We start from the raw sequence: 26,589 nt of genomic DNA on the forward strand, positions 1-26,589 counted from the left end.
AACTCACCTGCTTTCCGAACTTAATCGTTAGCTATGAAACGATTTTAACGAAAAATAATAATTTCTGCAAGCACAAATAAAAAAATCCCACATACTCTTTGTATGAGGGACCTACCGCTTATTTAACGTGAGCTTTATGTTCTAATACAACAATGGCTTGCTCTTGTGCACGCAGGCACAATTCAGCAGCTTTAAACGCATGAGCCTGTGTCATCGCTGATTCTGTTCTGTTCAAACAATCCAGAATTAATTGCCCGAAGAACGGATAACCAACTTTACCTGATACATTGAAATGTTGTTCTCCGTCTTTATTAACTAAATAAACATGATTACCGTTTTGTTCTCTTGCAAGATCAACGTATTTGCGAATCTCAATTGTCCCCTCAGTTCCTATAATAAAAGTTCTTCCATCTCCCCATGTACTTAATCCATCAGGTGTAAACCAATCTACACGGAAATAATTCGTAGCACCATTATCTCCAACCAGTGTGGCATCTCCATAATCATCCAGCTCAGGATATTCACTATTATGATAGTTGGCTATTTTGCTATGCAAAACTTTTGCATCCTGACAGCCGGCATAAAATAAAAATTGCTCAATCTGATGACTGCCTATATCGCATAAGATTCCGCCATATTGCTCTTTCTTAAAAAACCAATCTGGCCGGCTTGCTGCATTTAATCGATGTGGACCAAATCCGGTAACTTGTATAACACGGCCGATAGCACCACTCTCAATTAGCTCCCCGGCGAAAACCGCTCCTTCGACATGAAGACGCTCACTGTAATAGACCATATACTTCTGTCCAGTTTTCTCGACTACTTCCTTTGCTTCTTCTAATTGATTCATTGAAGTGAACGGTGTTTTATCTGTGAAATAATCTTTTCCTGCTTTCATCACTTTAATTCCAAGTTCACTGCGTTTAGAAGGAATTGCCGCTCCTGCTACAAGCATAATGTCTGGATCAGATAAAATTTCCTCTAGCGACTCAGCAGGCATTACTTCTGGAAATACCTTAACAAACTGAGCGACTTTATCCGGATCAGAGTCATAAACCCACTTTAATGTGGCACCTGCTTCCACTAATCCATTGCACATCCCATAAATATGACCATGATCAAGACAAGCTGCAGCAAATTGAAATTCTCCTTTTTCCACGACAGGATTTGGTTTCCCTTTTGGTGCATAGTTCATACCATCCTTTGACATCTATGATTCTCCTCTCTTAATGTGTTCCTGACACATCTAAAGTCATTTTTGTTACATTCTTTTTTTGGAAAGTAGATTGGTTTATTTTTTCTTGCAGCTTCTCATAAAAGAGATCCGCATCAATTGGCAATTCTACAGGCTCGTTTAACCATGAAGATAAATAGATCGCATTTGAAATCTCAAGACCTTTGATTCCCTCTTCACCTGGTGCCAATAATGGGGTGCCTTTTGAAATTGAATCAATCCAATTTTGAATAATCCCTTGATGATCAGTGCTATTCCCCTCTATTGGGACATCAATTTTCCAGCATTCAGGACTTCCAAATCCACCTTTATATGTCGCATTAAATTCACGTTCTGATTGAGTTAGGCGATAGAAGGATAGGTTATTATTTTCAACCACCATTTTTCCGCGGTCACCGACAATTTCAAAACGATTTGTGCCAGGCGCTTCACCTGTTGATGTAATGAATACTCCTGTTGCACCATTTTCATATTCTACGTATGCCGTAATATCATCTTCGACTTCAATATCATGGTATTTTCCATTATGGCAAAATGCGTGCACTCGCTTTGGCATAAGCCCTGTTGTCCACTGCCACAAATCCAGCTGATGTGGAGCTTGATTTAATAATACTCCGCCTCCCTCACCTTGCCAGGTTGCCCGCCATTCACTTGAATCATAATAACTTTGAGAGCGGTACCAATCTGTGATAATCCAATTCGTACGTTTTATCTCACCCAGTTCACCGGACTGTATAAGGCTTCGTAATTTTTGATAAATCGGATTTGTCCGTTGATTATACATGATACTATAGACTTTTCCGCTCTCTTTTGCTGCTTTGTTCATCTCTGCTACATCTTTTGTATAAACACCTGCTGGTTTCTCAATAAGCACATGCTTTCCTTTGGAGAATGCCTTGATCGCTAGGTTTGGATGATCATAATGCGGTGTTGAGATAAGAATTGCATCTATACCTGATTCATTTAAAAATGAATCCTCATCAAGATATGTTTGTACATTACCTGATGCGTAGCGAGAAATCACATTAAGCTGCTCTTGGTTAGGATCACATACCGCTTTCAGAATTGCTCCTTCAACTTTCCCGTCTATTAAAAGTTTTGCGTGTGAACTACCCATATTTCCAATGCCAATAATCCCTACTTTAATTAATGTCATCACTTACACCTCAGACCCTCTTCATTTATTTTTCCACAAATTCCTGTAAGTTTCTTAAGCTCATTTCCAAGCTTTCTAATGGAGGACGTTCACATATGTCCTGTTCAACTGCATACCATTCAATACCATTCGCTTTACCCCATTGCAAAATAGGGATAAAGTCAATTACACCTGTTCCTACTTCTGCAAAAGTTTGACGTACATCATTTGTCATATCTTTCAAATGGATAATTGGCATACGATTTGCGTAAGGAGTAAGATATTCCAAAGGATCCTTACCAGCCTTTTTTACCCAATACACATCAATTTCTGCAAGGATATGGTTATCGTTTGCGGGATTAAGCAGGTAATGAAGTCCATCCTGACCCTCAATTTCGATATCAAATTCAAAGGCATGATTATGATAGGAAATACGTTGTTCAGGTGCTTCCTTTGCGATTTGATTTAATCGTCTCTTTACTTCCTTAAATCCTTCTGCATGATGTAACTCTTTTGGAATAGATGGAAGGATAATATCTTTTGTTTCATATAGTTCCGCTTCTTTTATTACACCATCAAGGTCATTTGTTAAACGATCTAATGATATATGCATTCCTGCCGCTTGCAAGTTATTTTCTTTTAAAGCAAAGGCTACTTCTTGTTGATCATAATTCTTTGGCAAAGCAGAAATTTGTACACCATCCCAGCCCATCTCCTTAAGGACTTTAAATAACGGATAGATTCCTTCTTTTAACTCTTCACGTAATGTATATAATTGTGCTGCAAATTTATAAGACATGTCTCACCACTTCCTTACTGATGATTTAATCGCAATTTCCGGTATTCCTTTGCAGTTACACCCACTTTTTCGCGAAAATAACGACTAAAATGGGTGGGGCTCTCAAATCCGGATTCATACCCAACATCCTTCATCGGTTTAAGCGGTTCCATTTCAAGTAAATACTTTGCTTGTGTAAGTCTGCATTCCATCACAAATTCCATCACCGTATAGCCTGTCATCATTTTAAAAACTTTTGAGACATAAGATCTGCTTAAATTTAAATTCTCTGCAACACTCTGTAAGGTCACCCTTCCCATATAATGCTGTTGAAGATAGTTTGCAATGTTTTCAGCGTGCAGGGTTTTATCTTCTTTTTGATCAGGAATTTTAATCGAATTCATTTGGCCAAGCCTATGTACAATATTTAATGCATAAAGTAATAGTATTTTCATCTCAGTCTCATCTTGTAATGTAGGTTTTTTAGCTATTTTACGTAATGTAGCCAGACGGCCAAAAACTCTCTCTAATTCCTTTGATTCCTCATTTTCATTTGTCCGGATTAGACAATTATGCAGTGTTTGAAAGGTATCAAGTAAATACATACTGCCCATTTCCGTAAGAAGACCTTTAATCCATACAGGAGAAAACTGAATCACGCTCCGGACATATTCCCTTTTTGGATTAACATGTGGTTTGTGTAATGTTAATCCATCCATGACAAGAATGTCACCCGGCTCCAAATCATAAATTTGGTTATGAATTAAATATCTGCATTCTCCACCATGGAAAAAATAAATTTCATAATCCTGATGAGAATGATAAGAAAAGCTGTACTCCCCATTCCATTTTTGTCGATAGCTTGCTGACAGCATCTCATTCAAAACCTCCAATGGAACTAACTTTATTATAGTGAAATCATTCGGTTCATTCATCGTCTCATATTATCTTGTTTTCCCTTAAAATTATCTGAGAGTCTATTGGTACTATTTATTAGTTAAACGTTTTCAATAGAAACCCTTCAAATAAAACAAAAACTTTGCACTCTTTTTACTTTCCAGCAATGAATGAGTATCCATATTTTTCTACTTGTTAGGAAACGTTTTCCAATGTTATTAATGTCAATTATAAGATAATCATTTGCAGAGAAAGAGGGCTTAACAATGAAGGTTGGTGATGTGGTTTATTATGAATCAAAACTTTACAGAATCGTCCACATTTACGATAGTGGATATTGCGAAATTAAGAAAGAGGATAGTATTTATGAGGTTATGTTGGTTAAGATGTCAGAGCTGAATGTTCCTAGTATTTGAATCAACTATAAAAAAAAGACGGACAAGAACATCAGTCCCTTATTAGGAACTGATGCTTAATTTGGATTTACAACCCGATTTGACGATTTTCCTCTTCCAAAAATTGCTGGAACGTATTTAATGTTCGAGTAGGATGTGTACTCAGTAGTTCAATATAATGACGTTGGCGATGAAGATCTAGTACTCTGCTTTTTTCTACTCTTTCCTTCATATATGCAATGCTAACTTTATGAATTTCCTTTGCGGAATATCTGACTTCTTTTTGAAAAGCAAATCCCAGCGCCCCTACGATCGCAAATATAAGGGTAGAGATGAACATTTCTTGGCTCCAAGGGGTGAAAAAAACCAAACTAAGTAAATTCAATATAGAGATTGGGATTATGAGAATAGCTAAAAACGAATATTTTCTCGTTTTCTTTATAATAGGTAGTGTTAATTTTTGAATTTCTTCTATTTCTCTTTCTACGTATCGGGGTATATTTGTAAATATCTTCATTGTATTCCTCCCTTTGAAAATGAAATTGGCCTATACGCTTGGTATAGGCCGGTTTCATGTATACAAATAGACCTATACCAAATTGGTAAGGTCTCGCTAACAACATTTTTGTTGCCAACAAAGCCGAGAGTTTTGTACTCCGTAATGACGACTATGCTGTAAAAGCTACTCCCCTTAAAAAAGGATGTGTTGATAGTTAAACTATTGAACTATATATTTATTTTATATCATTCTTAGGTATTGATCAACTTTCATTTCTCTATTTTAGCTCAAGTAAGATTCTTTCGATGACTCTCGAATAATGAGCTGAGTATTGATAATTTTTCCTTTTCCAATCCCTTTTCCATTAATAATACTATCAATCGTTCTCATCACTTCATTTACTAGTACCTCATAATTATGATTAACTGTTGTTAAGCTGGGATGTACGATGTCAGATGGGTAAATATCGTCAAACCCAACAAAAGAGAATGTTTCAATCGGAATTTGTTGATCTCTGCATTCCTTGAAAGCTCCGTAGATAATGAGATCATTAATACCTATAATTGCACTAGGCAATGTCTCTTGTTCTAACAGCTTCTTCATCGCTTTTCGTCCAGCATCAACAGAAAAATCCGAATAAATTTGCCATTCTTCATTAAATTCTAAGTTATATTCTTTTAATACACGCTTAAAACTCGAAAGTTTGTTATCAGAAGAGGATATCCCTTTCACTCCTCCTAGGAGAGCAATTTTCTTATGTCCGAGTGAAACTAAATGCTCAACAATTGATCGAATTCCTTCTTCTTCATTTGTTCTAATATTGGCAGATTTAACGCCCTTCATTTTACCATTGATCATGATGATCGGAACTTTACTTAGCACATCCTGCATTTCATGAATCTCTTCTTCTGAAGGCTTCGTCTTATTAATACGACCTCCCATGAAGACAATACAAGCTGCTCTTCTTTCCGTAAATTCACGTAGATAAGTAGATTCAACTTCACTATTACTCATTGAGTTTCGTAATAATACTGTATACCCTTTTTGGAATGCTCTTTTCTCAACTTCCATATAAATTTGCGAGAAGAAGGGGTTTGTTATATCTGGCAATATAAACCCAATTAAATTTGCTTGTGGCTTTGTTAGTCTTCTGGCTGCCTCATTAGGTGAGAAATCCAGTTCTTTCATTTTTGCAAGGACCTTCTGTCTGGTACTTTCCTTTACAAGCGGATTATTCGTTAATACCCTTGAAACAGTTGTTGGTGAAACATTCGCTTCTTTTGCAATATCATAAATTGTAATATTTTTTTTATTCATTATTTTACCCCACTTTTGAAACCGATTGCATTTCAAATATAAGCCCTTTATTTTTCCTTGTCAATCAATTTCAAATTGAAGATAATCTAACGACTATATACTAATAACTACTTATCGTTTTATTAACATTTACAACAGGCTTTTCACCTTCAAATGTTATTTTACTTATACAAGTTTCCCGCAAGAGTGTTCGGTCTTTGTTAATTAATCTATGATAGACCAAATACCACTCATTTTCATAGTGTGTCATTGAAGCATGACCGGTGCCAAAAAACTGATCTGAAGGCTGTGTCACTCGATTATCTTCCGGATACTCATAGGGACCATAAATATGCTGACTAGTGGCAAAACAAATTTGATACCTTGGATCTCGTGTATCATAATTACTCCATGTTAGAAGATACTTTCCGTTCACTTTCTGAAGATGAGGTCCTTCATTATATACACCACTATCAAATACCCTTGGGTCTTTTTTACAATTTTCATATAGCTGATCCGAGAGCAAGATTGGTTCTGTTTTGAATGTCACCATGTCATCCTCTAAAGGGACAATCCAGCATTTCCCTTGACCCCATAACAGGTATGGCTGGTTATCATCATCAATAAATAAGTCTGCATCAATACTTTGACAATCATATTCGTCCTTTGAAAGTAACGGTCGACCAAGAATATCAACAAACGGACCGATTGGAGAATCAGAAACAGCGACACCAATTTGTGCCTCTGCAGAAAAGTACATATAATATTTACCATTGTATTTCGTAATTCCCGGTGCCCATGCTTTTGTTTTAGCCCATGAAACATCATTCAAATCAAGGGCTAAATGAGGACCATCCCAATCAATCAAATTCTTACTATGAAAGACGTGAAACTTTTCATAAACCCACCCATCACTATCCTTGGTGGGATATAAATAATAATCTTCGCCATCCTTTAAAATAAATGGATCTGCCCACTCTCCCTTGATAACAGGGGCTTGCGTCATAATATCCATATTTCCCCTCCATTCTTTTAGCAATAGTAGAAAAATAGAAAGAGCCTAGGCTCTTTCTATATTCTACTTATCTTAAACTCGAACTCCATATCCTTGTTTGCTTGTATAAGATGTTCGCCATGTACGGGTGCCCCCCAGCTGTCATCCCCGCCAACACCCATTTGCTTACCGGCAACTGTTACCACTGTATAGTGAACATTTGGAAGCTCATAATGATGTGCAGCATTTTCAAGTTCAAATGCAGTATATGGTGAGAAAGTACATTCTAACGGCTCTGTAGAGGCTGCAATTTTTATTCCTTTTCCATTGTTGTTTGTTAATTTTGCCCAACGTACTCCTGTCCTGTTACCAGACTCTTGTGGAACAACATAACCTGTGTTGTTTATGACTTGAGATTGATATATTCCAAGTTTTGCTCCTTCAGCTCGGTCTGAATAATTCTCTTCCGGACCCATTGCATACATTTCAACCTGGTCGTAATCTGCAGATACTTTAAAGGAAATAGCATATATCGGCATTTGTGGAAGATTTTCAGCTCCAGTATAAGCGGATTTTACTCTTACACTTCCATCAGAAAATACGATATAAGCAATTTTCACCTCAATATCAGCAGAGATAGAGAAGTTATAGGTAAATTCTACCTTAACCCTGTCAAGCTGATGTTCAAGCTCAACCCCAATACATCTTCTTGCCATACTGGCTGTTAACCAGCATCCGGATTGAAAGCTTTGTTGATATCCTTTATCATTATCTGTTTGCGCTCTCCAGAATAAAGGTGAAGGTGGTTGTTCAATCATTTCTTTCCCAGAATATTTAATAGACGTTAAGCTCCCAACCTGTTTGGAAAACATGATCGTAAAGTCCTTGCCATGAACACCAATATTTACATCTCCATTTACAACTCGTAAGCTGTCTTTTGGTAGATCAATCTTTTCATTTATCGATCTGCCTTCATGGAAAATAAATTGTCCAAAAGCAATTTCATATCCAGCCTCAGCCCAAAGGGTATTCTTTTTTAACTTCATTGAAGTTTGTATACAATACTCACCGGCCGCCTCTTTGATACCTTCTGGTAAATCAAATTCAATTTGCTGCTTACTAAGAGGTGCAACATCTACATCAATTGCTCCTCTGAAAGTTTCCTCCCCTTCCAGTAAAAGCTTGTACTCTAATTCATAGTCTTCTGTACCAATAAATAGATTATTATTATAAATTGCAACACCATTTCTATTTGGAATTAGTTTGATATTTTGGTATAAAAATTTCACTTCCTGCATTTTGGGAGACAGCTCTCGATTTGCATATACAATTCCATTTGTGCAGAAACCATAGTCTGAAGGACGATCACCAAAATCTCCACCATATGCTAAAAATTCTTGACCGTAACGATCTTTCTTTATTAAAGATTGATCAATAAAGTCCCAGATAAAGCCTCCTTGATACATTGGGTATTTCTCTTCAAGGTCAGTATACTTATACATACCGCCAAGAGAATTCCCCATAGCATGCATATACTCACAACTTATATATGGCTTTTCAGGATCATCATTCAAATATTTCTCAATATCTTCCGGTTTTGCATACATACGACTTTCCATATCACTTGTCTCATTATATGCCCGATTATGAAAAACTCCTTCATAGTGGACAAGACGACTTGGATCAACAGACTTAAAGTATTTTGAAACAGTTAAAATAACTTCTCCGGCATATGATTCATTCCCACATGACCAAATGAGAATGGAAGGATGATTTTTATCTCTTTCATACATAGAGATGGCTCTATCCATCACAATGTCCTGCCACTCTGGGTTATTTCCCGGGATATTCCATGAAGGCTCAACAGCACCCATTTTTTGCCATGACCCATGTGTTTCGAGATTCATTTCATCGATTACATAGATACCATATTCATCACACAGTTCATACCAATAGCTTTGATTTGGATAATGAGATGTACGAACAGCGTTAATATTATGTTGTTTTAGTGTCTTAATATCCCATAACATATCTTCCTTTGTGATGGTTCGACCGCTTCGGCAATTAAACTCATGTCGATTCACACCCTTGAACACAATACGCTCACCATTGATACACATAATATTATTTACTAATTCAAATCTTCTGAAGCCTACTTTTTGAGGAATAACCTCTACCAGTGCACCAGACTCATTATAGATTTCTATAAATAATCTATATAAATATGGATTTTCTGCATTCCATAAATGTGGTTTATCGAGCTCCATTAGAAATGATGGATTCTTACCACTAGTTTGACAGTTTGTTGATGCCACAACATTCTTTTCTTTATCACATAATTTCGCTATAATTGTTGCCCCTTCAGGTACTGAAGATAAAAACGTAATATCAGCTTGAACTTTTCCTTTCGTAAAAGAAGAATCCAGTTCTGCACGAACATGTAAATCATAAACATGTATCTCAGGAACAGTGTAAAGATATACATCCCGAAAAATTCCAGAAAATCTCCAGAAATCCTGATCCTCAAGCCAGCTTCCAGTACTTCGTTGATAAACCTCAACAGCTAGTTTATTTTCCCCTTCCATTAAATAAGGTGTGAGATCAAACTCAGAAGGAGTAAATGAGTCTTCACTGTAGCCTACAAATTCACCATTAAGCCAAACATAAAAAGCTGATTCAACACCTTGAAAAGAAATATAAACCGGTCTATTTTGCATATTTTCCGGAACATGAAAGTACTTTACATAGCTTCCAACCGGATTATGATCCTGCGGAATTTCAGGCGGACGGATATCATTGTGACCGTCCCACGGATACATCGTATTCACGTATTGGGGCTGTCCATATCCTTGTAGTTGAATATGTCCAGGTACTTGAATATCATCCCATCCTATACAATCGAAATCCTGTTGATAAAAATGTTCAGGTCTCATTTTGGAATTTATAGAATAATGGAATTTCCAGCTTCCGTTTAAATCATGTCTTAATTTCATTGCAGAAGAAGCTTGTGCCTCCTGTTTAGTTTCATAATAAAGGTGATCTGAATGTGCTGGTAATCTATTTACTGCAAACACATTAAGATCTGTAAGCCAGCTAATGCTAGGATTCATTTTTTTGTTCATACTTGTTGTTGCCATGGATATCTCCACACTCCTTTTTTAAGACACTGCTATTTACGATTATAATTTGTTTTTAGTAATTCACTATGAGAATAATAGGCTTATATCTTTTCAAACAACAACCACTAGATGAAACCGGTGCCATTCTCTTTTGAATTTTTTTATTAACCACCTATTCCTACTACATAATAAAGCCAAAGCTGAAGAATTCTCGGAGAAATTAAAATGAAACTGGTTTCATTTTAGGGGTAACAAACAAATATTTCATCAAAAGAAGTTTGATGAAAACGATTGAATGAAAGCACTTTCATACCATACTCACATTTTACCTTTATTTAAAGATATGTGTCAATTATTTTATTCTCGCCTTCTGATATTTCTGCTATGTTCTTAGAATTAATCAGGATGTAGAAAGTTTTCCCTATATAAAAATAAAACTAATGAAGATTCTCATTAGTTTTATTTTTACTTTTACTCAATTCTATTTCTCTTTCATTTATAACAATGATTCTGCACCATCAATAAATATTTTCGTGCCTGTTATATGGTTTGAAGCATCAGAGAATAAAAAATGAACCAAATCTGCAACTTGTTCAGGTTCACCGGCTTTATGCTCCAATGGTTGACCCCCTTCTGGATATTCAATCGGGATTTTTATCTTTTCTAAGTTTTCTTTTTCAGGAAATGTATTCTGTCCGATATTTGTTTCAATTGCCCCAGGGCAAATGATATTCACTCGAATATGGTATCTAGCAAGTTCTAATGCGGCCATTTTACCAAATGCCACCTGAGCAGCTTTTGAAGAGCTATATGCTGACATGCCAAACCCTTTGAACGTACGATTTCCGTTAATTGAACTTGTTATTACCACACTTCCTCCATTAACTTTTAAATGAGGAATTGAGTACTTTACCGTTAAAAAAGTACTCTTTAAATTAGTTGATATCGTTTGATCCCACTCCTCCGGGGATAGATCTTCAATCGGTGCAACTGTCCCATTAATACCTGCGTTTGCAAAGACATAATCTAATCGATTCCATTCTTCATAGATCTCTTTTACACTTTGTTCAACTCTTTTGGGATCTGATACATCAGTATCAGTTATCATTGCTTCCCCGCCTTGTGATTCAATATCCTGTTTAACTTGTTTAAGCTTTTCCTCTTTTAAATCAACAAGTCCAATTTTTACTCCTTCTTTTGCAAGACGTAAAGCCGCAGCACGGCCAATTCCCGATCCTGCGCCCGTAATGAGAGCAACCTTGTTTTGAAGTGACATATTATATCTCCTTCCTTTCTTACATTTTTAAAATTAATTTACCCATTTTTGGTATTAAGTATGTAAGAAAAGGAAAAAATATAAATTTTTAAGATAGACCTTCCATAACAAGGCATAGTGAAATACCGTGATATAAGGATTCAACGGTATTTCACTCAATTGACTTTGCTGTTCTACTTATTTAGCAACTAACGTTACAATTGATCGTGGAGGAATGGTAACTGCTTTTTTAGCTGGGATTAGGTTTTTTTCCTCTAAATCGTTGTTTTCAGATGTAACATATGGTTTGAATTGGATCGCTTTCTTTTTTCCAGGAAGGTGATCAACATTCACTTTTACTGACTTTTCTTCAGTACTGTAATTAACAAACACAGCAGATAGTTGATCGTCTTCTTCATGATAATATGCTGAACCCATTAGTTCCTCTTGATCATTTGCTCCTTGAAGATCAACCCGGTACGCACCTGGTCGAACAAAGCGGCTGTAGTTCCCCATTGCCCAAAGTAATTTTGATTCAATGATTGACTCCTCATCACCAGGCTGAGAATAATCAGTATAAATCAACCCATCCTTATAATCATAATTTGACAGAGCAAGCCACCATTGCCATGCTGAGGCTTGCGTTTCAACCATGTCAAAATGAATGAGTCTTGCAACATCAAGTGCTGTCTTCATTGTTAAATCTCTTCCAGGTCCATTACTTCCCAAAATACAATATTCCGACATCCAGAATTTTAAATCTTGACCGTATTGATTTAGATTTTCCCGGACAGATTTTCTTAATGGAACGAGACGGTCTTCACCTGAATAATGATCTGACCAATATGCATGTGCACTAATTTTATTTCCAATGATATCTTTAATTTCGGGATCCCCTAACATTTCTTTAATGTATTCACGGTATTTTCCAGGATAACTACCATTGGCATTCCCGCTGTTGTATACACGATCACTACCAGTAAATTCCCCATACATCTCATCATCAAGCAGAGATGTATACTCTACAGCTTCAGTTGCGTCAATTTCTGTATCAAGTCCTCTTTTTTCTAGTTCCGAGTGTAACGCCAATATGACTTTTTTAATATCTTCTATGTTATATCGGTTACCTTCCTGCCCAGCGTAATCCCAGTTCCAAGTAGGTTCATTAATAGGGCTAATATAGTTAAATGGTACATTTTCTTCTTTAAAATGTTCCAATACATCTGCCAGGAATACCGCGAAATCATCAACTGATTCTTCTTTTAAATTCGTACTTCCTACAGAAGGATCAGGTTGTGCGTGACCGTTTTTCGTCATCCATACAGGTGGACTGTTTACAAACGCAATAAATTCCTCGACACCTCTATCCTTTGCTGCATGAAGAAACCATTGCTGTCCAGCCTGTTTGGACCAATCATACGGCTCATCTTCACCTGTTTTAAAACTCTCTGCTCTTCTCCACGGGTCTGTAATGATTTCCTTATCCGTTTCTTCACTCCCAGCGCCAATGTTAAAACGCCACATGGATAAGCCAATTCCTTTTTCCGTTGAAAACAGCAAGTCGGCAACCTTCTTCTTATTTTCCTCAGACCATTCAGAGCCGATTTTATCGAAGGACCAAGCACCGGATGCTCCGAAACCATCAATTTCTTGGAATTTATTTTCTACATTGATTGTGATTTCTTGGGTATTTTCCTTTTTTTTCGTAGACATATTGTTTTCCTTTGCTTTAAGATTTGCTGGAATTAATGTGAACATTAAAAGAAATATGGATAATAGACAAAACCTTGAAACTACCTTTTTATTAAATAACATATTTTACCTCCATTACTAGATAAAGTGATAGAATACGAATGGTCTCCTAACTCTTTCATTGTTTGGGACGAGGGACCTGTCCCCATGGTCCAATTATTTTAAAACGATCTTCGGTTTCTTCTGCTTCATAGATTATTGCTCGGGATTCTGGGGTGCTGAAGGGATGGTGCAGAATGAGCATCCAGGTGTCTTCGAAGGTCTTGAACAGCATGCCGTGTCCGCTGTCACCTTTAACTAATGGGTCCAGCTGTTCCCAAGGTCCTTCCAGTTTACCTGACTGAGATCTTGCAATTGTCTGGACATATCCTTCTTGGTTATAACTTGACCAGAGCATGATGAGATGACCGCCTTTTGTCCGGTATAGTTGACACCCGTCAGATACATATACTTGAGGCTTGTCATCCGGTTTTCGTTCAGCATTTATCCAGGGAGCATCTGAAGCTTTAAAAAGATGTATTGGTTCACCTTCGGCATCAGATAAATCCCGCTTTAATGGAATGGCTTCAAACGTACCATCTATGACCTGAATCCATTCATGACAATATACCATCCACGGTTTTCCATTCTCATCCTCATACAGCGTTCCGTCTAATGTCATAAAATTTGCTGGTGGAACAGGGCCATCCTTATTTATTAATCGGAAAGGACCTTCCGGCGAATCTGATACTGCAATAGCAGTACCTCGAAGATGATTCGTTTTCCAAACCTCTGGTGGTTCTGCTAATATACTGTCTCTATTATGGAGGGTAACAAATAAATAATATTTACCCTTGTACTGGTGAACTTCCGGTGCCCATGTGCCATGTTGAGGATGTGCCCATGTCCCGTCAGGAACCTCAAATATAACAAAAGGTCCCTCCCACTCTACTAGATCTTTACTTTTGTAAACTAATACTCCATTTCTTTCTAAATCTGTTAATTCCGGAATTCCTGTTGTATATAAATAGTAGGTATTTGTTTCTTTATGTGATAAAACAAATGGGTCATGTGCAGGAATATCTGCAAGACGGTGACCATTCCTGGGATTGCAAGTATCAGAAGCAATGTTATAGGGCATTTAAGCATCTCCTGTTAATAAATTTGTTTCACCTAACCTCAATAACGACAGAGGAACTTTCCAAACCATCTGAGGATACCTTTAATGTAATTGTACCGGGTTGGTCAGTGGCTCTAACATAAATTAATAATTTCCCATGATAGGCCTTTCTGTTGGTTTCTTTATAATTTTGATGACTTGTTGGGTTACTGCATTCCAATCCAATAATTTCACCAGGACCTTCAATGTCACAGTCTATTTGATTATTAGCCTCATAGACAAGCAGATGATCTACATCAAGGATATTTACTTCTACATGTGCTATATCCTGTTTGTCAGCTTTAAGAGTAGTTGAATCAGAGTGCAGGTGTAGCTTTGCAGGCATACCAGCAGTAGTTAATTCATAGGTACAACAAATGGTACCGTTTCTTTTTCCTACTGCTTTTAACGTCCCCTCCTCATATGGAATATCCCAATAGATCGATCCACCTTCGAAGTCTTTTTGTTTTTTGATACCAAGTGATGTCCCATTTAAAAGTAGATCTACTTCCGGGCAATTTGTACAACATGCCACCCTTACAAGTTCGCCTTCCATTCCTTTCCAAGCATCAACTACTTCATGGTCCCAATGAATTTGATCAGGGTGTTCTTCTTTAATAGACGTTACCCCTACATAAACCATATCTTTCTCAGACCATTGACTTTGTTTAAAAAGAATAGCGGCTTCTTGAATCCTGCTAGATCAAGCATCCCCGGTGTTGCATGACGAACAGGCCATCCGCGGGCTTCTCCTAAATAGTCAATTCCTGTCCAAATAAATTGCCCTGAAACGAAGTCATTATTTTTTACAGCCTTCCACTCATTATGATGTCTCCCGTTTTCACTTCCATAAATGACTCGATTAGGGTATTTTTCATGATCTTTATGATAACGAAATTCCTGATAGTTATAACCAACCACATCAAGTGCATCTGGGAAATCCGTTTCATTGGACATAATGACACTTGCCAGTGCTGCTGTTACAGGTCTTGTTGGATCATATTGCTTTACTACATTTGCCAATCTTTTCGCAATATCACCCATGCCCTTTGCTTCAGGCTTTTCCGCTTTATAGCGATCTTCAAGTACTGGATGCGAATAGGGATCATTAGGATAATCAATTTCATTTCCAATACTCCAGAAAACAATTGACGGATGGTTTCGATCCCTTACTACCATATCTCTTAAATCGGCCTCCGCCCATTCTGTAAAGTCTGATGCATACCCGTCAAGTGAAGGTTCGCCTTTATTCCAACCCTCTACCCATTTATTTTTGGGATATTCCCATTCATCGAACGCCTCATCCTGAACCAAAAAACCATACCTATCACACATATCCAATAACTCTGGTGCAGGCGGATTATGGCTCATTCTTATCGCATTTACTCCAGCTTCTTTTAATCGTTGCAAACGCCTGTGCCAAACCTTATCAGGTACAGCTGCTCCAAGACACCCTGCATCATGATGGATACATACACCTTTCATCTTGATATTTTCTCCATTTAGATAAAACCCAGAGTCCACATCAAAGTGAAAATATCGAACTCCAAGAGGGGTGGTCTCAGTATCAATCACTTGACTATTCTTTATCACCTTCGTTTCAACACTGTATATATACGGATTTTCAGGTGACCAAAGATTTGGCTTTTCCAACATAATAGAATGATGATAGTCTTGTTCACTATTTGCTTGAATGGTTTCCATAGAAGAACAAGCTATTAGTTTTTTTCCAGTAGCATCTTTTATTTGATGTTCAATTTGGATTTCACCTTTGTGATTGGTTTCATTTTTCACACTTGTTTGAATGGTAATTTCTGCTTCTGATGTTGAAATATTCGGAGTTGTCATATATATACCATACGGCTTGATGTACACATGATCAGTCAAGTTGATAAATACGTTTCGGTAAATACCAGAACCCGGATACCAACGGGAATCCGCGAAATCTGAGTGGTCCACCTTTACAGCAATGACATTTTCGTGTGTGTCGAAGTTTATAAAAGGAGTTAAATCATATTGAAATGAGCTGTATCCATAAGGTCTTAACCCAAGAAAATGTTCATTAATCCAAACTTCGCTATTTTTATAAATCCCATCGAACTGGATCATAATCCTTTTCCCTCTTAAGCGATCAGGAACGCTGAATTTCTTTCGATACCAACCAATACCTCCGGGTAAATACCCGGTTGAACTTGCATATTCTTTCTTAAACGGACCTTCTATGCTCCAATCATGTGGTAAATCTACTGAACGCCAATCTGAATCATCAAACTGAATTTTATGTACATCAGTGTCTTCACCTTTTAAAAATTTCCAATCAAAGTTAAATTTTCTACTTTTAACAGCGGGATTCCATTGTTCAGTTATGACATTAACCATGATCAGCCCCACTCCTTTTTAAAATTGTGTTAGAGTAATAAATCGATAGATAAAGGGCTATCATGAATACTTGATAGCCCTTTTTTCACTTTTTTCCTACTTAACCTTCAACAAGCTTTTTATATTCATCCATTTGTTTTTGAATCTCCTTTTGTACCTTCTCATAACCGGCTGCTTCTAATCTCTTACGGAAATCTTCAACAGCTTTTTCCGGATCACCCGCTTTACCAAAAGCAATTGCCGGTACCATTTGTGCAGTTACTTGTGAAAGTGCAGCTATTTCAGCTTCTACAGGTGTACTATCAAAAACAAATTGTCCATAAGGGAACGGCTTCTTAATTTTATCGTACTCTTCATAAATCTCAGGCATTCCTTCCCATCTGTCAGAACTAGGAATTTCGAACTTATCTACACGCCCCCCCCAGAAATTAGAGGCAAATGAATCTTTTGTCTCATCATATCCTTCAGGACGTACACGCTTGCCATCTACGATTTCATATTGAACTCCTTCAATACCATAGTTAAATAATTTGTAAATTTCCTCATCATTGCGAAGTAAGTCATATACCATAAGGGCACGCTCCGGATTTTTGCTATGTGCACCAACAGCCGTAGCTCCATGAGTAATAGACATTGAGATTAAGTTATTACGTGTATCAGACCAAGCAAACATATCAATTTCAGATCCCGGTTGTTTCACATCCATTTGCGGACGCAAAGTGGAGAATGTTTCAGTATGATGCTGATCAGCTCCAGTTTTTCCAGCTTGGAATAATGCGCGAGTATCACCTTTATAATTTAATACATCAGAACGCCAATATCCTTTATCTGCCCAATCCTTCATCATTTTTGCATAATCTACAAAAAGATCTTCAAACACCGGACTAACAACGGTATACGGATCATCAGCTGATTTACCCCAGTAGATTGGAAATACTCCTGTAGCAATTGGTAATTCAATCTGATCAGAATAGGAAGTTGTATATCCCCATGCTGTTGTAACGTTTGTTCCCGGTGTATCCCAAGGAATCACACCCGGCTTATTATCGACTATACCTTGGAAGTACTTACCTAATGTTTCAAAATCTTTGATAGGTTCATTAATTCCAAACTCCTTAGCCCAATCTGTGCGGTAGAAAAATCCGTGGTTAACCCATTGAGTAAAAGAGTCTTCTGGCATCATAACAATTTTGCCATTGTACTTGGTTTGCTCCCAGCTTTCATCAGAAACTTCTTCCCATGTTTTCGGTGCATAAGTTGGCAGAAGTTCAGTAATGTCCATGAATGCACCTTTTTGAGCATTACCCCATGCATCTAACCAGTCAGTAGCCGTGATAATTAAATCAACCGGCTCACCTGAAGCTAGAGTTAGATTATATTTTGTCATATAGTCAGCCCATTCAATCCATTTTATTTCAAGATGAGCATTTACTTTTTCCTCTAATTTTGCATTTACTTGCTCCATTACTTTTTCTAATTGACCGTTTGTTGGTTTATCCCCCAACGCCATCATTGTAATATTGACAAATTCTGACGTATCAATTTCCCCATTTTCATTAACCTTTGTAGTTGGTTTCTTGTTTTCTGAGTTTGCTTGGCTTGATCCATTACATGCCACAAGGCTAAAGGTTAACAGCATGACCATGACTAGTACGAAGAATTTTTTCATCTTCAACATTTCATTTCCTCCCCTTTATCTTTTTCATTCTTAATCTATGAAACAAGGAAAAATCCTTACTCATATTCATTAGCCCTTAACTGCACCAATTGTAATACCTTGAATAAAAAACCTTTGTACAAACGGATAAAACAGAATAACAGGACCGGTAGCCACAACGGCTGTTGCCATTTTCATAGATTCCAAAGGAATTTCTTGTGGTGCAACATTAGAAGCTGCCGCAGAGTTTCTTATAAAGTCAGCACTTGTAATGACGTTATAAAGAAACAACTGAAGAGGCCGATATTCCATATTAGGTGAAAGGAAAAGCATGGCATTATACCATTCATTCCAATATCCTAAGGCAATAAAAAGTCCAATTGTCGCTAAGGCCGGCGTAGACATCGGTAAAATTAATTTTAAAAAGATCGTGAAATCACCTGCACCATCCATCTTTGCAGATTCTGTAATCTCATGGGGAATCGACTTTGTAAACGCCTTCATCATTATGATAAGAAAAGGACTCAGCAATCCTGGGAGCAATACGGCAAGATAATTATCTTTCAGATCCAAATACTGAGTAATCAATAGATAAAATGGAACAAGTCCACCTGAAAACAGGGTTGTAAAGTAAATATAGAACGAAATTTTATTACGATACAGGAAATCCGCACGTTGCAAGGCATAACCAGTCATGGCCACAATAAACAAACCAACAGCCGTTCCAACAATCGTAATACCCATTGTTACAACATAAGATCCAATAATAAGCCTTGGATTTCGGAAAACAATTTCATATGCAAACGTAGAAAACTCTTTTGGCCATAATGCAAATCCACTTTCCATAATCGCCTTCTCAGAAGTGAAAGATGACGATAAAATTAAGACAAAGGGTAAAAGACAACATAGAGCAAATAACCCAATACAACCATATCCAATCACACGAACCATGATCGTAGAAAAATCCACATTTCGTCTATATGTATTTTCCACAAGTACATCCCTCCTTTAGAATAATGAGTTTTCCGGTGAAACCTTTTTAACAATCCAGTTAGCTGTAATAACGATAAAGAATCCAAAAATTGATTGATATAAACTTACTGCACTTCCTAAAGAAAAGTTAAAATTCGTCATTAATGTTCGGAATACATAGGTTTCGATAATATCTGTGGTAGGATAAAGCATTGTATTATTAGCACCAACTAGGTTATAAAACAACCCGAAATTCCCTTTTAATACTCCACCTAAAGAAAACAGTAACAAGATGATAAAAGTAGGCTTCAGCCAAGGAATAATAATATAGCGAATACGTTGAAAAGCATTTGCCCCGTCAATTTCTGCAGCTTCTAAGATGGATTTATCAAGACCCATAATCGCAGCAAAATAGACGATTGATCCATAACCTGTAGATTGCCAGAGGAAAGTAATGACGATGATATAAGGCCAAATCGCCGGATTCGAATAAGTTTGTACAGGATCCAAGCCAACCAATTCTAAAAATGAATTAAGTAAACCATAATCATAACTGAGTATGTTATAGGCTAAAAGACCAACTAAAACGGCGGAAATAAAATGTGGTAAAAACATAATGGTTTGTGATATTTTTTTAAACCATTTGTTTCTTAATTCATTAAGCATGATGGCCACAGCTATTTGCAGGAAATTACCTAATATGATGAAGGCGAGATTATAAGCAATCGTATTAAAGGTTAACTTCCATAAATCACCTGTCATAACCAAGAAACGAAAATTTTCCAAGCCTACAAAAGCACTTTTAAAAATACCAAGTGAATAATCATAATTGACGAAAGCGAGATAAAGTCCCGGCATTGGAAGATAAGCAAATATAGCAAAGAAGATAATGGCAGGCATACACATAAGAAGAAGAGTTCGGTTCTTCCATATTCTTTTAAATCGAGACTCTTTCGTTTTTGTTTTAACAACAGGTGTCTGTGATTGCACAGTAACGGTTTTCATCTAAATCCCCCCTATACTCATGATCTTAACTTCAAAGCAGCAACCGTCTTACAAAAGAATGACCGGTAATATTGAAAGAGTACTAATCTAATAGCAATATGTTTAATGAATAACTAATAGGCATTGTAGACAGCGATAATAAGTAAAGAATACATTAGAAATGAAACGGGTTTCATAAAAGTGCATAAAACCTTTATTGTTTGAGAAGTTACACTATGTATGTATCACTTCACTCAATTTAAAATGAAACGGGTTTCATAAAAACGTATACTAACTCAACATTATTGTTATCACATTTTCTTAGTTTGTGCATCAATAATGAAACGGGTTTCATTTTTAACAATAATATCTTTATGCTTATGCCACTTTAATTATTCAACACCTTTTTTGAAAGCGGTTACTTAAGATTCATTATAGTTCCGTTCCTATTAAAAGTAAATACCATTTTTTCAAAATTAGAAATTTATTTTATTGCCTTTTCTTGGATAATCTCAACTTCTGTTTCCTATTTTGCCGCTCTACGTACATTTATAGAAATGACAAAGAAAGCTTCAAATTCAATATATAAATATAAGAATTGAAGCTTTACCATCTTAAAAGCCAGGAAATTTACACCTTCCCTATATAATTTCTAATATGAACTATTCACAACTTGATCGGAAATGATCAACTTAGGCTCTGTAGACTCAATCACATCCTGAACACTATACCCATTTGCTACTTCAATCAATTCCAATCCATTCTTCGAAACATCAATAACCGCACGATCTGTTATTATTCGATCAACCACATTTTGGCCTGTTAATGGTAACGAGCATTTCTTAAGAATCTTTGGGTTTCCGGCCTTGTTCACGTGTTCCATGATCACAATAATTTTTTTAGCACCGTGAACTAAATCCATTGCCCCTCCCATTCCTTTTATCATTTTTCCCGGAATCATCCAGTTAGCAAGATCACCCTTTTCTGAAACTTCCATGCCACCTAGGATAGCTAAATCAATGTGACCTCCGCGTATCATAGCAAAGGATTCTGCATTACTAAAGAAGCTCGCTCCTTCTATTGCGGTTACTGTTTCTTTTCCCGCGTTAATTAAATCCGGATCTACTTCTTCTCTCAACGGATAAGGTCCAATACCCAATAGACCATTTTCTGATTGCAAAACCACATTTTTATTTTCAGAAATATAGTTCGCAACCATTGTAGGCATTCCAATGCCTAAATTCACATAGAATCCATCTTGAATTTCCTTTTCAGCCCTTTGCGCGATTTGTACTCTGACATTTTTCGTCATCCTTTTCCCTCCTCTATTTTATGCTTGAACCGTAAGTCGTTCAATCCGCTTTTCATGTTTCCCAACGATTAAGCCTTGAACATAAATACTCGGGGTATGGATGTGATCTGGATCTAATTCTCCAACTTCCACAATTTCCTCTACCTCTGCAATTGTGTTTTTCCCTGCTGCCGCCATAATAGGATTGAAGTTTTGCGCTGTTTTACGATAAATAACATTGCCCATCTTGTCTGCTTTCCATGCTTTTATTAGACTAAAATCGGCAGTAAGGGATTCTTCAAGTAAATATTCTTTTCCATTAAATTTTCTTATTTCCCGACCTTCTGCAATACGAGTCCCTACTCCAGCCGGGGTATAAAAGGCAGGAATTCCCGCTCCACCGGCGCGTATTTTCTCTGCTAAAGAACCTTGTGGTGTCAACTGTACCTCTAATTCACCGTTTAATACTTGTCTTTCAAACTCTTTATTTTCACCAACATAAGATGAGATCATTTTTTTAATTTGTTTATTTTGAAGTAAAAGTCCAAGTCCCCAATCATCTACTCCACAATTGTTTGAAATGACTGTTAAATCTTTTACATTTTTCACACATAGAGCTTTAATAAGGTTCTCTGGTATTCCAACCAGCCCAAATCCCCCAACCATTAGCGTCATTCCGTCTTTAATGTCTTGCACGGCTTCTTCAAAACTAGTAAATATCTTTTTCATCCTCATACACCCCTTGTTTCATAGTTTTCGATTATGGTTGAAACTCCTTGACCACCACCGATACATAACGTCGCTAAACCATATTTTCCGTTTCTTCTTTTAATTCATGAATTAATGTTGTGAGGATTCTTGCACCACTTGCTCCAATCGGATGGCCCAGGGCAATGGCACCACCATTGACATTTACTTTATCATTCGAAAATTGAAGCTCCTTGCCAACCGCTAAAGCTTGGGCTGCAAAAGCTTCATTTGCTTCGATTAAATCCATGTCATTGATTGTAAGTCCAAGCTTATTTAACGCTTTTTTCGTAGCTGGCACTGGCCCTATTCCCATTAAACTTGGGTCAACGGCTGCACTTGCGTTCCCACGAATTTTAGCTAACGGTTCGATCCCAAGTTCTTTTGCTTTACGTAAACTCATCATGAGTACAGCAGCTGCTCCATCATTAATTCCTGAAGCATTACCTGCGGTTACGCGTCCATCTTTTTTAAAAGCTGGCCTTAGCTTACCTAATTTCTCTACTGTTGTTCCCGCCTTTACATATTCATCCTTATCAAAATAAATAGACTCTCCTTTACGCTGCGGTATTTCAACAGCTACAATTTCATCTTCAAATTTCCCATCGTTTATTGCTATTGCTGCTTTTTCTTGGCTCCATGCAGCAAATTCATCTTGTTCCTGTCGTGTGACTTCATATTGGTCACAAATATTTTCAGCCGTGATTCCCATATGATAATCATTAAACGCACACCACAATCCATCATGAATCATACTATCAATGAGCTTCTGATCTCCCATTCGAAACCCTTCTCTAGCTCTCATAGATAAATAAGGTGCTTGACTCATATTTTCCATTCCACCGGCAACAACGATTTCAGCATCTCCTGTTAAAATGGCTTGAGTCGCTAAATGAACGGCTTTCAATCCTGATCCACACACTTTATTTAATGTAAAAGCAGAAACATGTTCAGGAAGCCCTGCGTGTATAGCAGATTGCCTAGCCGGGTTTTGCCCAAGACCTGCTTGAAGAACATTTCCCATGATGACTTCATCAATTTGATCTCCACTAATTCCAACTTTTTCGATCACCGCTTTAATTACATGTGAACCTAATTGGACGGCACTAATATTTTTTAAGCTTCCTCCAAATTGACCTATCGGCGTTCTTAAAGCGCTTACAATTACAACCTCATTATTTTCCATCAACCAGTTCCTCCCCATTAACAGTTTATTCGGAGTTTCCACCATATATTTACTTATTAATTTACAGCATTCTCATTTATGAGTAAAATGAATAATAGTTATATTTTTCATTCCAAAACAGAATAAGTAGGTGATGAATTTGGAATTAAAGGATCTAAAATATTTTACTGAAGTAGCACAATACGGCAGCTTCACTAAAGCAGCTGAAAGTGCCTATATCTCACAACCAACCTTAAGTAAATCAATAAAAAAATTAGAAACAGAGCTCAGAGTAGAACTATTTGAACGGTCAACACGTTCATTAAAATTGACTGATGCAGGAGAAATTGTCTTCAAACAAGCTTCTAAAATATTAGGAGCTACTGATGAGCTATCTGTCCTTTTAGATGATTTAATCAATTTGCCAACAGGAAAAATTAAGATTGGCATACCTCCATTAATTGGGACGCTTTTTTTCCCCGCAATAGCGAAAAAATTCAATAAGCACTATCCAGAGGTAGAATTAGAATTAGTTGAACTCGGTGCTAAACGAATTGAACACTTAGTAGATGAGGGTCATGTTGATGTGGGGATCATTGTGTTTCCAACAGATCATAACAAGTTTGAAATTACTCCGTTTATAAAAGAGGAATTCATGCTTTATACAAGCACAAAGCATCGACTAACAGATTCGAAAGAGGTTACCATCAACCAATTAGCAGAAGAACATTTTATTCTTTTCAATAGGGAATTTGCCTTACACAAATTAATTATTAACGAATGTCAAAAAGCAGGCTTTCAACCAAATATTGCATATGAAAGCTCACAGTGGGATTTAATAACAGAATTGGTTGGAGCGGAGCTTGGTATTACGCTATTACCGAGGTCTATCTATAGAAAAATGGATCATCACAACATTAAGATGATTACATTATTGTCTCCACCTATGTGGGAGCTTGGATTTATTACGAAAAAAGACCGATATCAATCATTTGCTGTCAGGACTCTTTTGAAGTTTGTTTCAGAGGAATTTTAACATGAATCTTCTCCATTCCATTATTATTATCTTCTGCTTAAATAAATAAGCTCGAATTCCTTCAATACAAAGAATTCGAGCTTGTTGTACAATCTATTAGTAAAAAACTAGATTAACCGTCTATTAGTTGTAATAGATTTCGTTTTTGTATTTCTTCCTTTAAAACCTTAATTATTTTAGTATCCTGGCTTAAGATAACAGATTTTTTATATATACTAATTAGTAACTCATTACTTAATTCTTTTAACATATTAGTACTTCCCCCATTATTATGCTTGTTCCTTCTATCTGCTATTAAATCAACAATACCTGATACAACTTGGACACTAAATTAATCCACATTAAATAAGGGTTTTTTGTAAATATTATTACCTTTTAAAAATTTCTTAACTCTATAGTGAAATGGAGCTGAAGACACTCGACTCCTGCGGGAAGTAGTAGAAAGGGTGAGACCCCGCAGGCGAAGCTGAGGAGGCTCAGCTTCCTCTCCGGCGCATGGAGTGTCTGAAGCGGAATGGAACGAACTAATTTTCACCCTTAACTATATTAAATAACGACAAAGTATGCGAAAACAGCCTTATTTATAAACAAAACAGTTGACTCTTCCCTTAAGGGAGAGTTTAAAATAACGTCTTGTAGTTGCAAAAAATCTTTCATGGAGATGATAAGCATGTCAAGACAGAACATTACTTTAGCGATATTATTGCTGAATCTATTTATAGCCTTTTTAGGCATAGGACTTGTTATCCCTGTTACTCCTACAATTATGAATGAGTTACATTTATCAGGCTCAATTGTAGGCTATATGGTTGCAGCATTTGCTGTAGCACAATTAGTTGTATCACCGATAGCAGGCCGTTGGGTAGACCAATTTGGCAGAAAAAGAATGATTGTAATAGGTTTATTTATATTTGGAATTTCAGAATTGTTATTCGGTGTCGGAAATACTCTGAGTGTCCTGTTTCTTTCACGTATACTTGGAGGTGTTAGTGCAGCATTTATTATGCCAGCCGTAACCGCCTTTATTGCAGATACTACATCATTAGAAACACGACCGAAAGCACTTGGCTACATGTCTGCAGCCATTTCAACAGGATTCATTATCGGCCCTGGAATTGGAGGTTTTTTAGCAGAAATGGGAACTCGTGTCCCGTTTTTCTTTGCTGGTATGTTAGGTATTTTTGCTGCCGTTTTATCTTTGATTACATTAAAAGAACCCGAACGAAATATGGAATATGAAGAAAATTCAGATCAAAAAGCCGGATTAAACCGAATTTTTTCACCTGTATATTTCATTTCATTTATGATTATCTTAATTTCAGCATTTGGCTTATCCTCTTTTGAATCTTTATTTGCTCTATTTGTTGATCATAAGTTTGGATTTACTCCAAAGGATATTGCCATTATGATTACTGGGGGAGCTATTGTTGGGGCAATTGCTCAAATAGCTTTATTTGATCGACTTACAAGATGGTTTGGTGAAATTCGTTTAATTCGGTACAGCCTCTTATTTTCAGCGATTCTTGTCTTATTCGTCACCATTGTCAATCAATACTTTTTGATTTTATTTACGACAATTATCGTTTTTATAGGATTTGATTTAATGAGACCTGCTGTAACCACCTATCTTTCTAAAATAGCCGGAAACGAACAAGGTTTTGTAGGTGGTATGAATTCAATGTTTACGAGTATTGGAAATGTCTTTGGTCCAATTATCGGAGGTATACTATTTGATATCAATTTAAATTATCCATTTTATTTTGCGACGATTTTTTTAGCCATTGGCACAGGGTTAACTCTTGCTTGGAAACAACAGACACTATCTAAAGCTTCACCAGCCAAATTAACCAGTTCAGAACAGTGATG

The 26,589-nt window shown here is 36.8% G+C and carries 22 protein-coding genes; 2 read left to right on the forward strand and 20 right to left on the reverse strand.

The genetic code is table 11. The features are described 5' to 3' along the window. Window positions 1-118: 118 nt before the first annotated feature. The 19 genes from AC0L8O_RS16415 to AC0L8O_RS16505 form a co-directional block, all read right to left on the reverse strand. Window positions 119-1,210, reverse strand: coding sequence for a Gfo/Idh/MocA family protein (locus AC0L8O_RS16415; RefSeq protein ID WP_473443820.1), 1,092 nt, complete (start codon window positions 1,208-1,210; stop codon window positions 119-121). Between the two features lie 16 nt (window positions 1,211-1,226). Further along, window positions 1,227-2,390 carry a Gfo/Idh/MocA family protein gene (locus AC0L8O_RS16420; protein ID WP_473443822.1) on the reverse strand — a complete coding sequence of 388 codons (1,164 nt, stop codon included), beginning with the start codon at window positions 2,388-2,390 and terminating at the stop codon, window positions 1,227-1,229. A gap of 25 nt (window positions 2,391-2,415) precedes the next feature. Continuing rightward, on the reverse strand, window positions 2,416-3,168 hold the full coding sequence (locus AC0L8O_RS16425; RefSeq protein ID WP_473443824.1) for a sugar phosphate isomerase/epimerase family protein: 753 nt from the start codon (window positions 3,166-3,168) through the stop codon (window positions 2,416-2,418). Window positions 3,169-3,182: 14 nt separating this feature from the next. Further along, window positions 3,183-4,022, reverse strand: coding sequence for an AraC family transcriptional regulator (locus AC0L8O_RS16430; protein WP_473443826.1), 840 nt, complete (start codon window positions 4,020-4,022; stop codon window positions 3,183-3,185). A 505-nt stretch (window positions 4,023-4,527) separates the two neighbouring features. Next, complete coding sequence (locus AC0L8O_RS16435; RefSeq protein WP_473443828.1) at window positions 4,528-4,956, reverse strand: DUF5392 family protein; 429 nt, start codon at window positions 4,954-4,956, stop codon at window positions 4,528-4,530. Window positions 4,957-5,220: 264 nt separating this feature from the next. Further along, window positions 5,221-6,255 carry a LacI family DNA-binding transcriptional regulator gene (locus AC0L8O_RS16440; RefSeq protein ID WP_473443830.1) on the reverse strand — a complete coding sequence of 345 codons (1,035 nt, stop codon included), beginning with the start codon at window positions 6,253-6,255 and terminating at the stop codon, window positions 5,221-5,223. Window positions 6,256-6,355: 100 nt separating this feature from the next. Beyond that, complete coding sequence (locus AC0L8O_RS16445) at window positions 6,356-7,249, reverse strand: family 43 glycosylhydrolase (RefSeq protein WP_473443832.1); 894 nt, start codon at window positions 7,247-7,249, stop codon at window positions 6,356-6,358. A gap of 56 nt (window positions 7,250-7,305) precedes the next feature. Then, window positions 7,306-10,365, reverse strand: coding sequence for a beta-galactosidase, LacZ type (gene lacZ, locus AC0L8O_RS16450; RefSeq protein WP_473443834.1), 3,060 nt, complete (start codon window positions 10,363-10,365; stop codon window positions 7,306-7,308). Between the two features lie 478 nt (window positions 10,366-10,843). Beyond that, a complete protein-coding gene (locus AC0L8O_RS16455) occupies window positions 10,844-11,623 on the reverse strand; it encodes an SDR family oxidoreductase (RefSeq protein ID WP_473443836.1) in 780 nt (259 codons plus the stop codon). A 177-nt stretch (window positions 11,624-11,800) separates the two neighbouring features. After that, on the reverse strand, window positions 11,801-13,417 hold the full coding sequence (locus AC0L8O_RS16460; RefSeq protein ID WP_473443838.1) for a glycoside hydrolase: 1,617 nt from the start codon (window positions 13,415-13,417) through the stop codon (window positions 11,801-11,803). A gap of 55 nt (window positions 13,418-13,472) precedes the next feature. Next, entirely contained in the window at window positions 13,473-14,474 is a 1,002-nt protein-coding gene (locus AC0L8O_RS16465; RefSeq protein ID WP_473443840.1) for a glycoside hydrolase family 43 protein, read from the reverse strand. 28 nt (window positions 14,475-14,502) lie between these two features. Continuing rightward, entirely contained in the window at window positions 14,503-15,135 is a 633-nt protein-coding gene (locus tag AC0L8O_RS16470; RefSeq protein WP_473443842.1) for a DUF4982 domain-containing protein, read from the reverse strand. After that, complete coding sequence (locus tag AC0L8O_RS16475) at window positions 15,123-16,871, reverse strand: glycoside hydrolase family 2 TIM barrel-domain containing protein (protein WP_473443844.1); 1,749 nt, start codon at window positions 16,869-16,871, stop codon at window positions 15,123-15,125. Before AC0L8O_RS16475 ends, AC0L8O_RS16470 begins: the two co-directional genes overlap by 13 nt. Before the next feature lie 100 nt (window positions 16,872-16,971). Then, window positions 16,972-18,549 carry an extracellular solute-binding protein gene (locus AC0L8O_RS16480; protein WP_473443846.1) on the reverse strand — a complete coding sequence of 526 codons (1,578 nt, stop codon included), beginning with the start codon at window positions 18,547-18,549 and terminating at the stop codon, window positions 16,972-16,974. Between the two features lie 69 nt (window positions 18,550-18,618). Then, complete coding sequence (locus tag AC0L8O_RS16485; protein WP_368659509.1) at window positions 18,619-19,479, reverse strand: carbohydrate ABC transporter permease; 861 nt, start codon at window positions 19,477-19,479, stop codon at window positions 18,619-18,621. A gap of 57 nt (window positions 19,480-19,536) precedes the next feature. Continuing rightward, window positions 19,537-20,406: an ABC transporter permease gene (locus tag AC0L8O_RS16490; protein ID WP_372496259.1), complete on the reverse strand. Its 870-nt coding sequence runs from the start codon at window positions 20,404-20,406 to the stop codon at window positions 19,537-19,539. A gap of 730 nt (window positions 20,407-21,136) precedes the next feature. Beyond that, complete coding sequence (locus AC0L8O_RS16495; RefSeq protein WP_473443848.1) at window positions 21,137-21,796, reverse strand: 3-oxoacid CoA-transferase subunit B; 660 nt, start codon at window positions 21,794-21,796, stop codon at window positions 21,137-21,139. 18 nt (window positions 21,797-21,814) lie between these two features. Then, on the reverse strand, window positions 21,815-22,504 hold the full coding sequence (locus tag AC0L8O_RS16500; protein ID WP_473443850.1) for a CoA transferase subunit A: 690 nt from the start codon (window positions 22,502-22,504) through the stop codon (window positions 21,815-21,817). Between the two features lie 73 nt (window positions 22,505-22,577). After that, a complete protein-coding gene (locus AC0L8O_RS16505; RefSeq protein WP_473443852.1) occupies window positions 22,578-23,708 on the reverse strand; it encodes an acetyl-CoA C-acetyltransferase in 1,131 nt (376 codons plus the stop codon). Between the two features lie 139 nt (window positions 23,709-23,847). Between AC0L8O_RS16505 and AC0L8O_RS16510 the strand changes: the two genes are divergently transcribed. Continuing rightward, entirely contained in the window at window positions 23,848-24,723 is an 876-nt protein-coding gene (locus AC0L8O_RS16510; protein ID WP_473443854.1) for a LysR family transcriptional regulator, read from the forward strand. 112 nt (window positions 24,724-24,835) lie between these two features. Here the strand turns inward: AC0L8O_RS16510 and sda are convergent, their stop codons facing one another. Further along, on the reverse strand, window positions 24,836-24,973 hold the full coding sequence (gene sda, locus AC0L8O_RS16515) for a sporulation histidine kinase inhibitor Sda (protein ID WP_473443855.1): 138 nt from the start codon (window positions 24,971-24,973) through the stop codon (window positions 24,836-24,838). A gap of 420 nt (window positions 24,974-25,393) precedes the next feature. On the opposite strand from sda, the gene AC0L8O_RS16520 reads away from it, so the two are divergent. Continuing rightward, a complete protein-coding gene (locus AC0L8O_RS16520; RefSeq protein WP_473443857.1) occupies window positions 25,394-26,587 on the forward strand; it encodes an MFS transporter in 1,194 nt (397 codons plus the stop codon). Window positions 26,588-26,589: the final 2 nt, after the last annotated feature.

Source organism: Metabacillus sp. KJ11-3 (assembly GCF_055808295.1).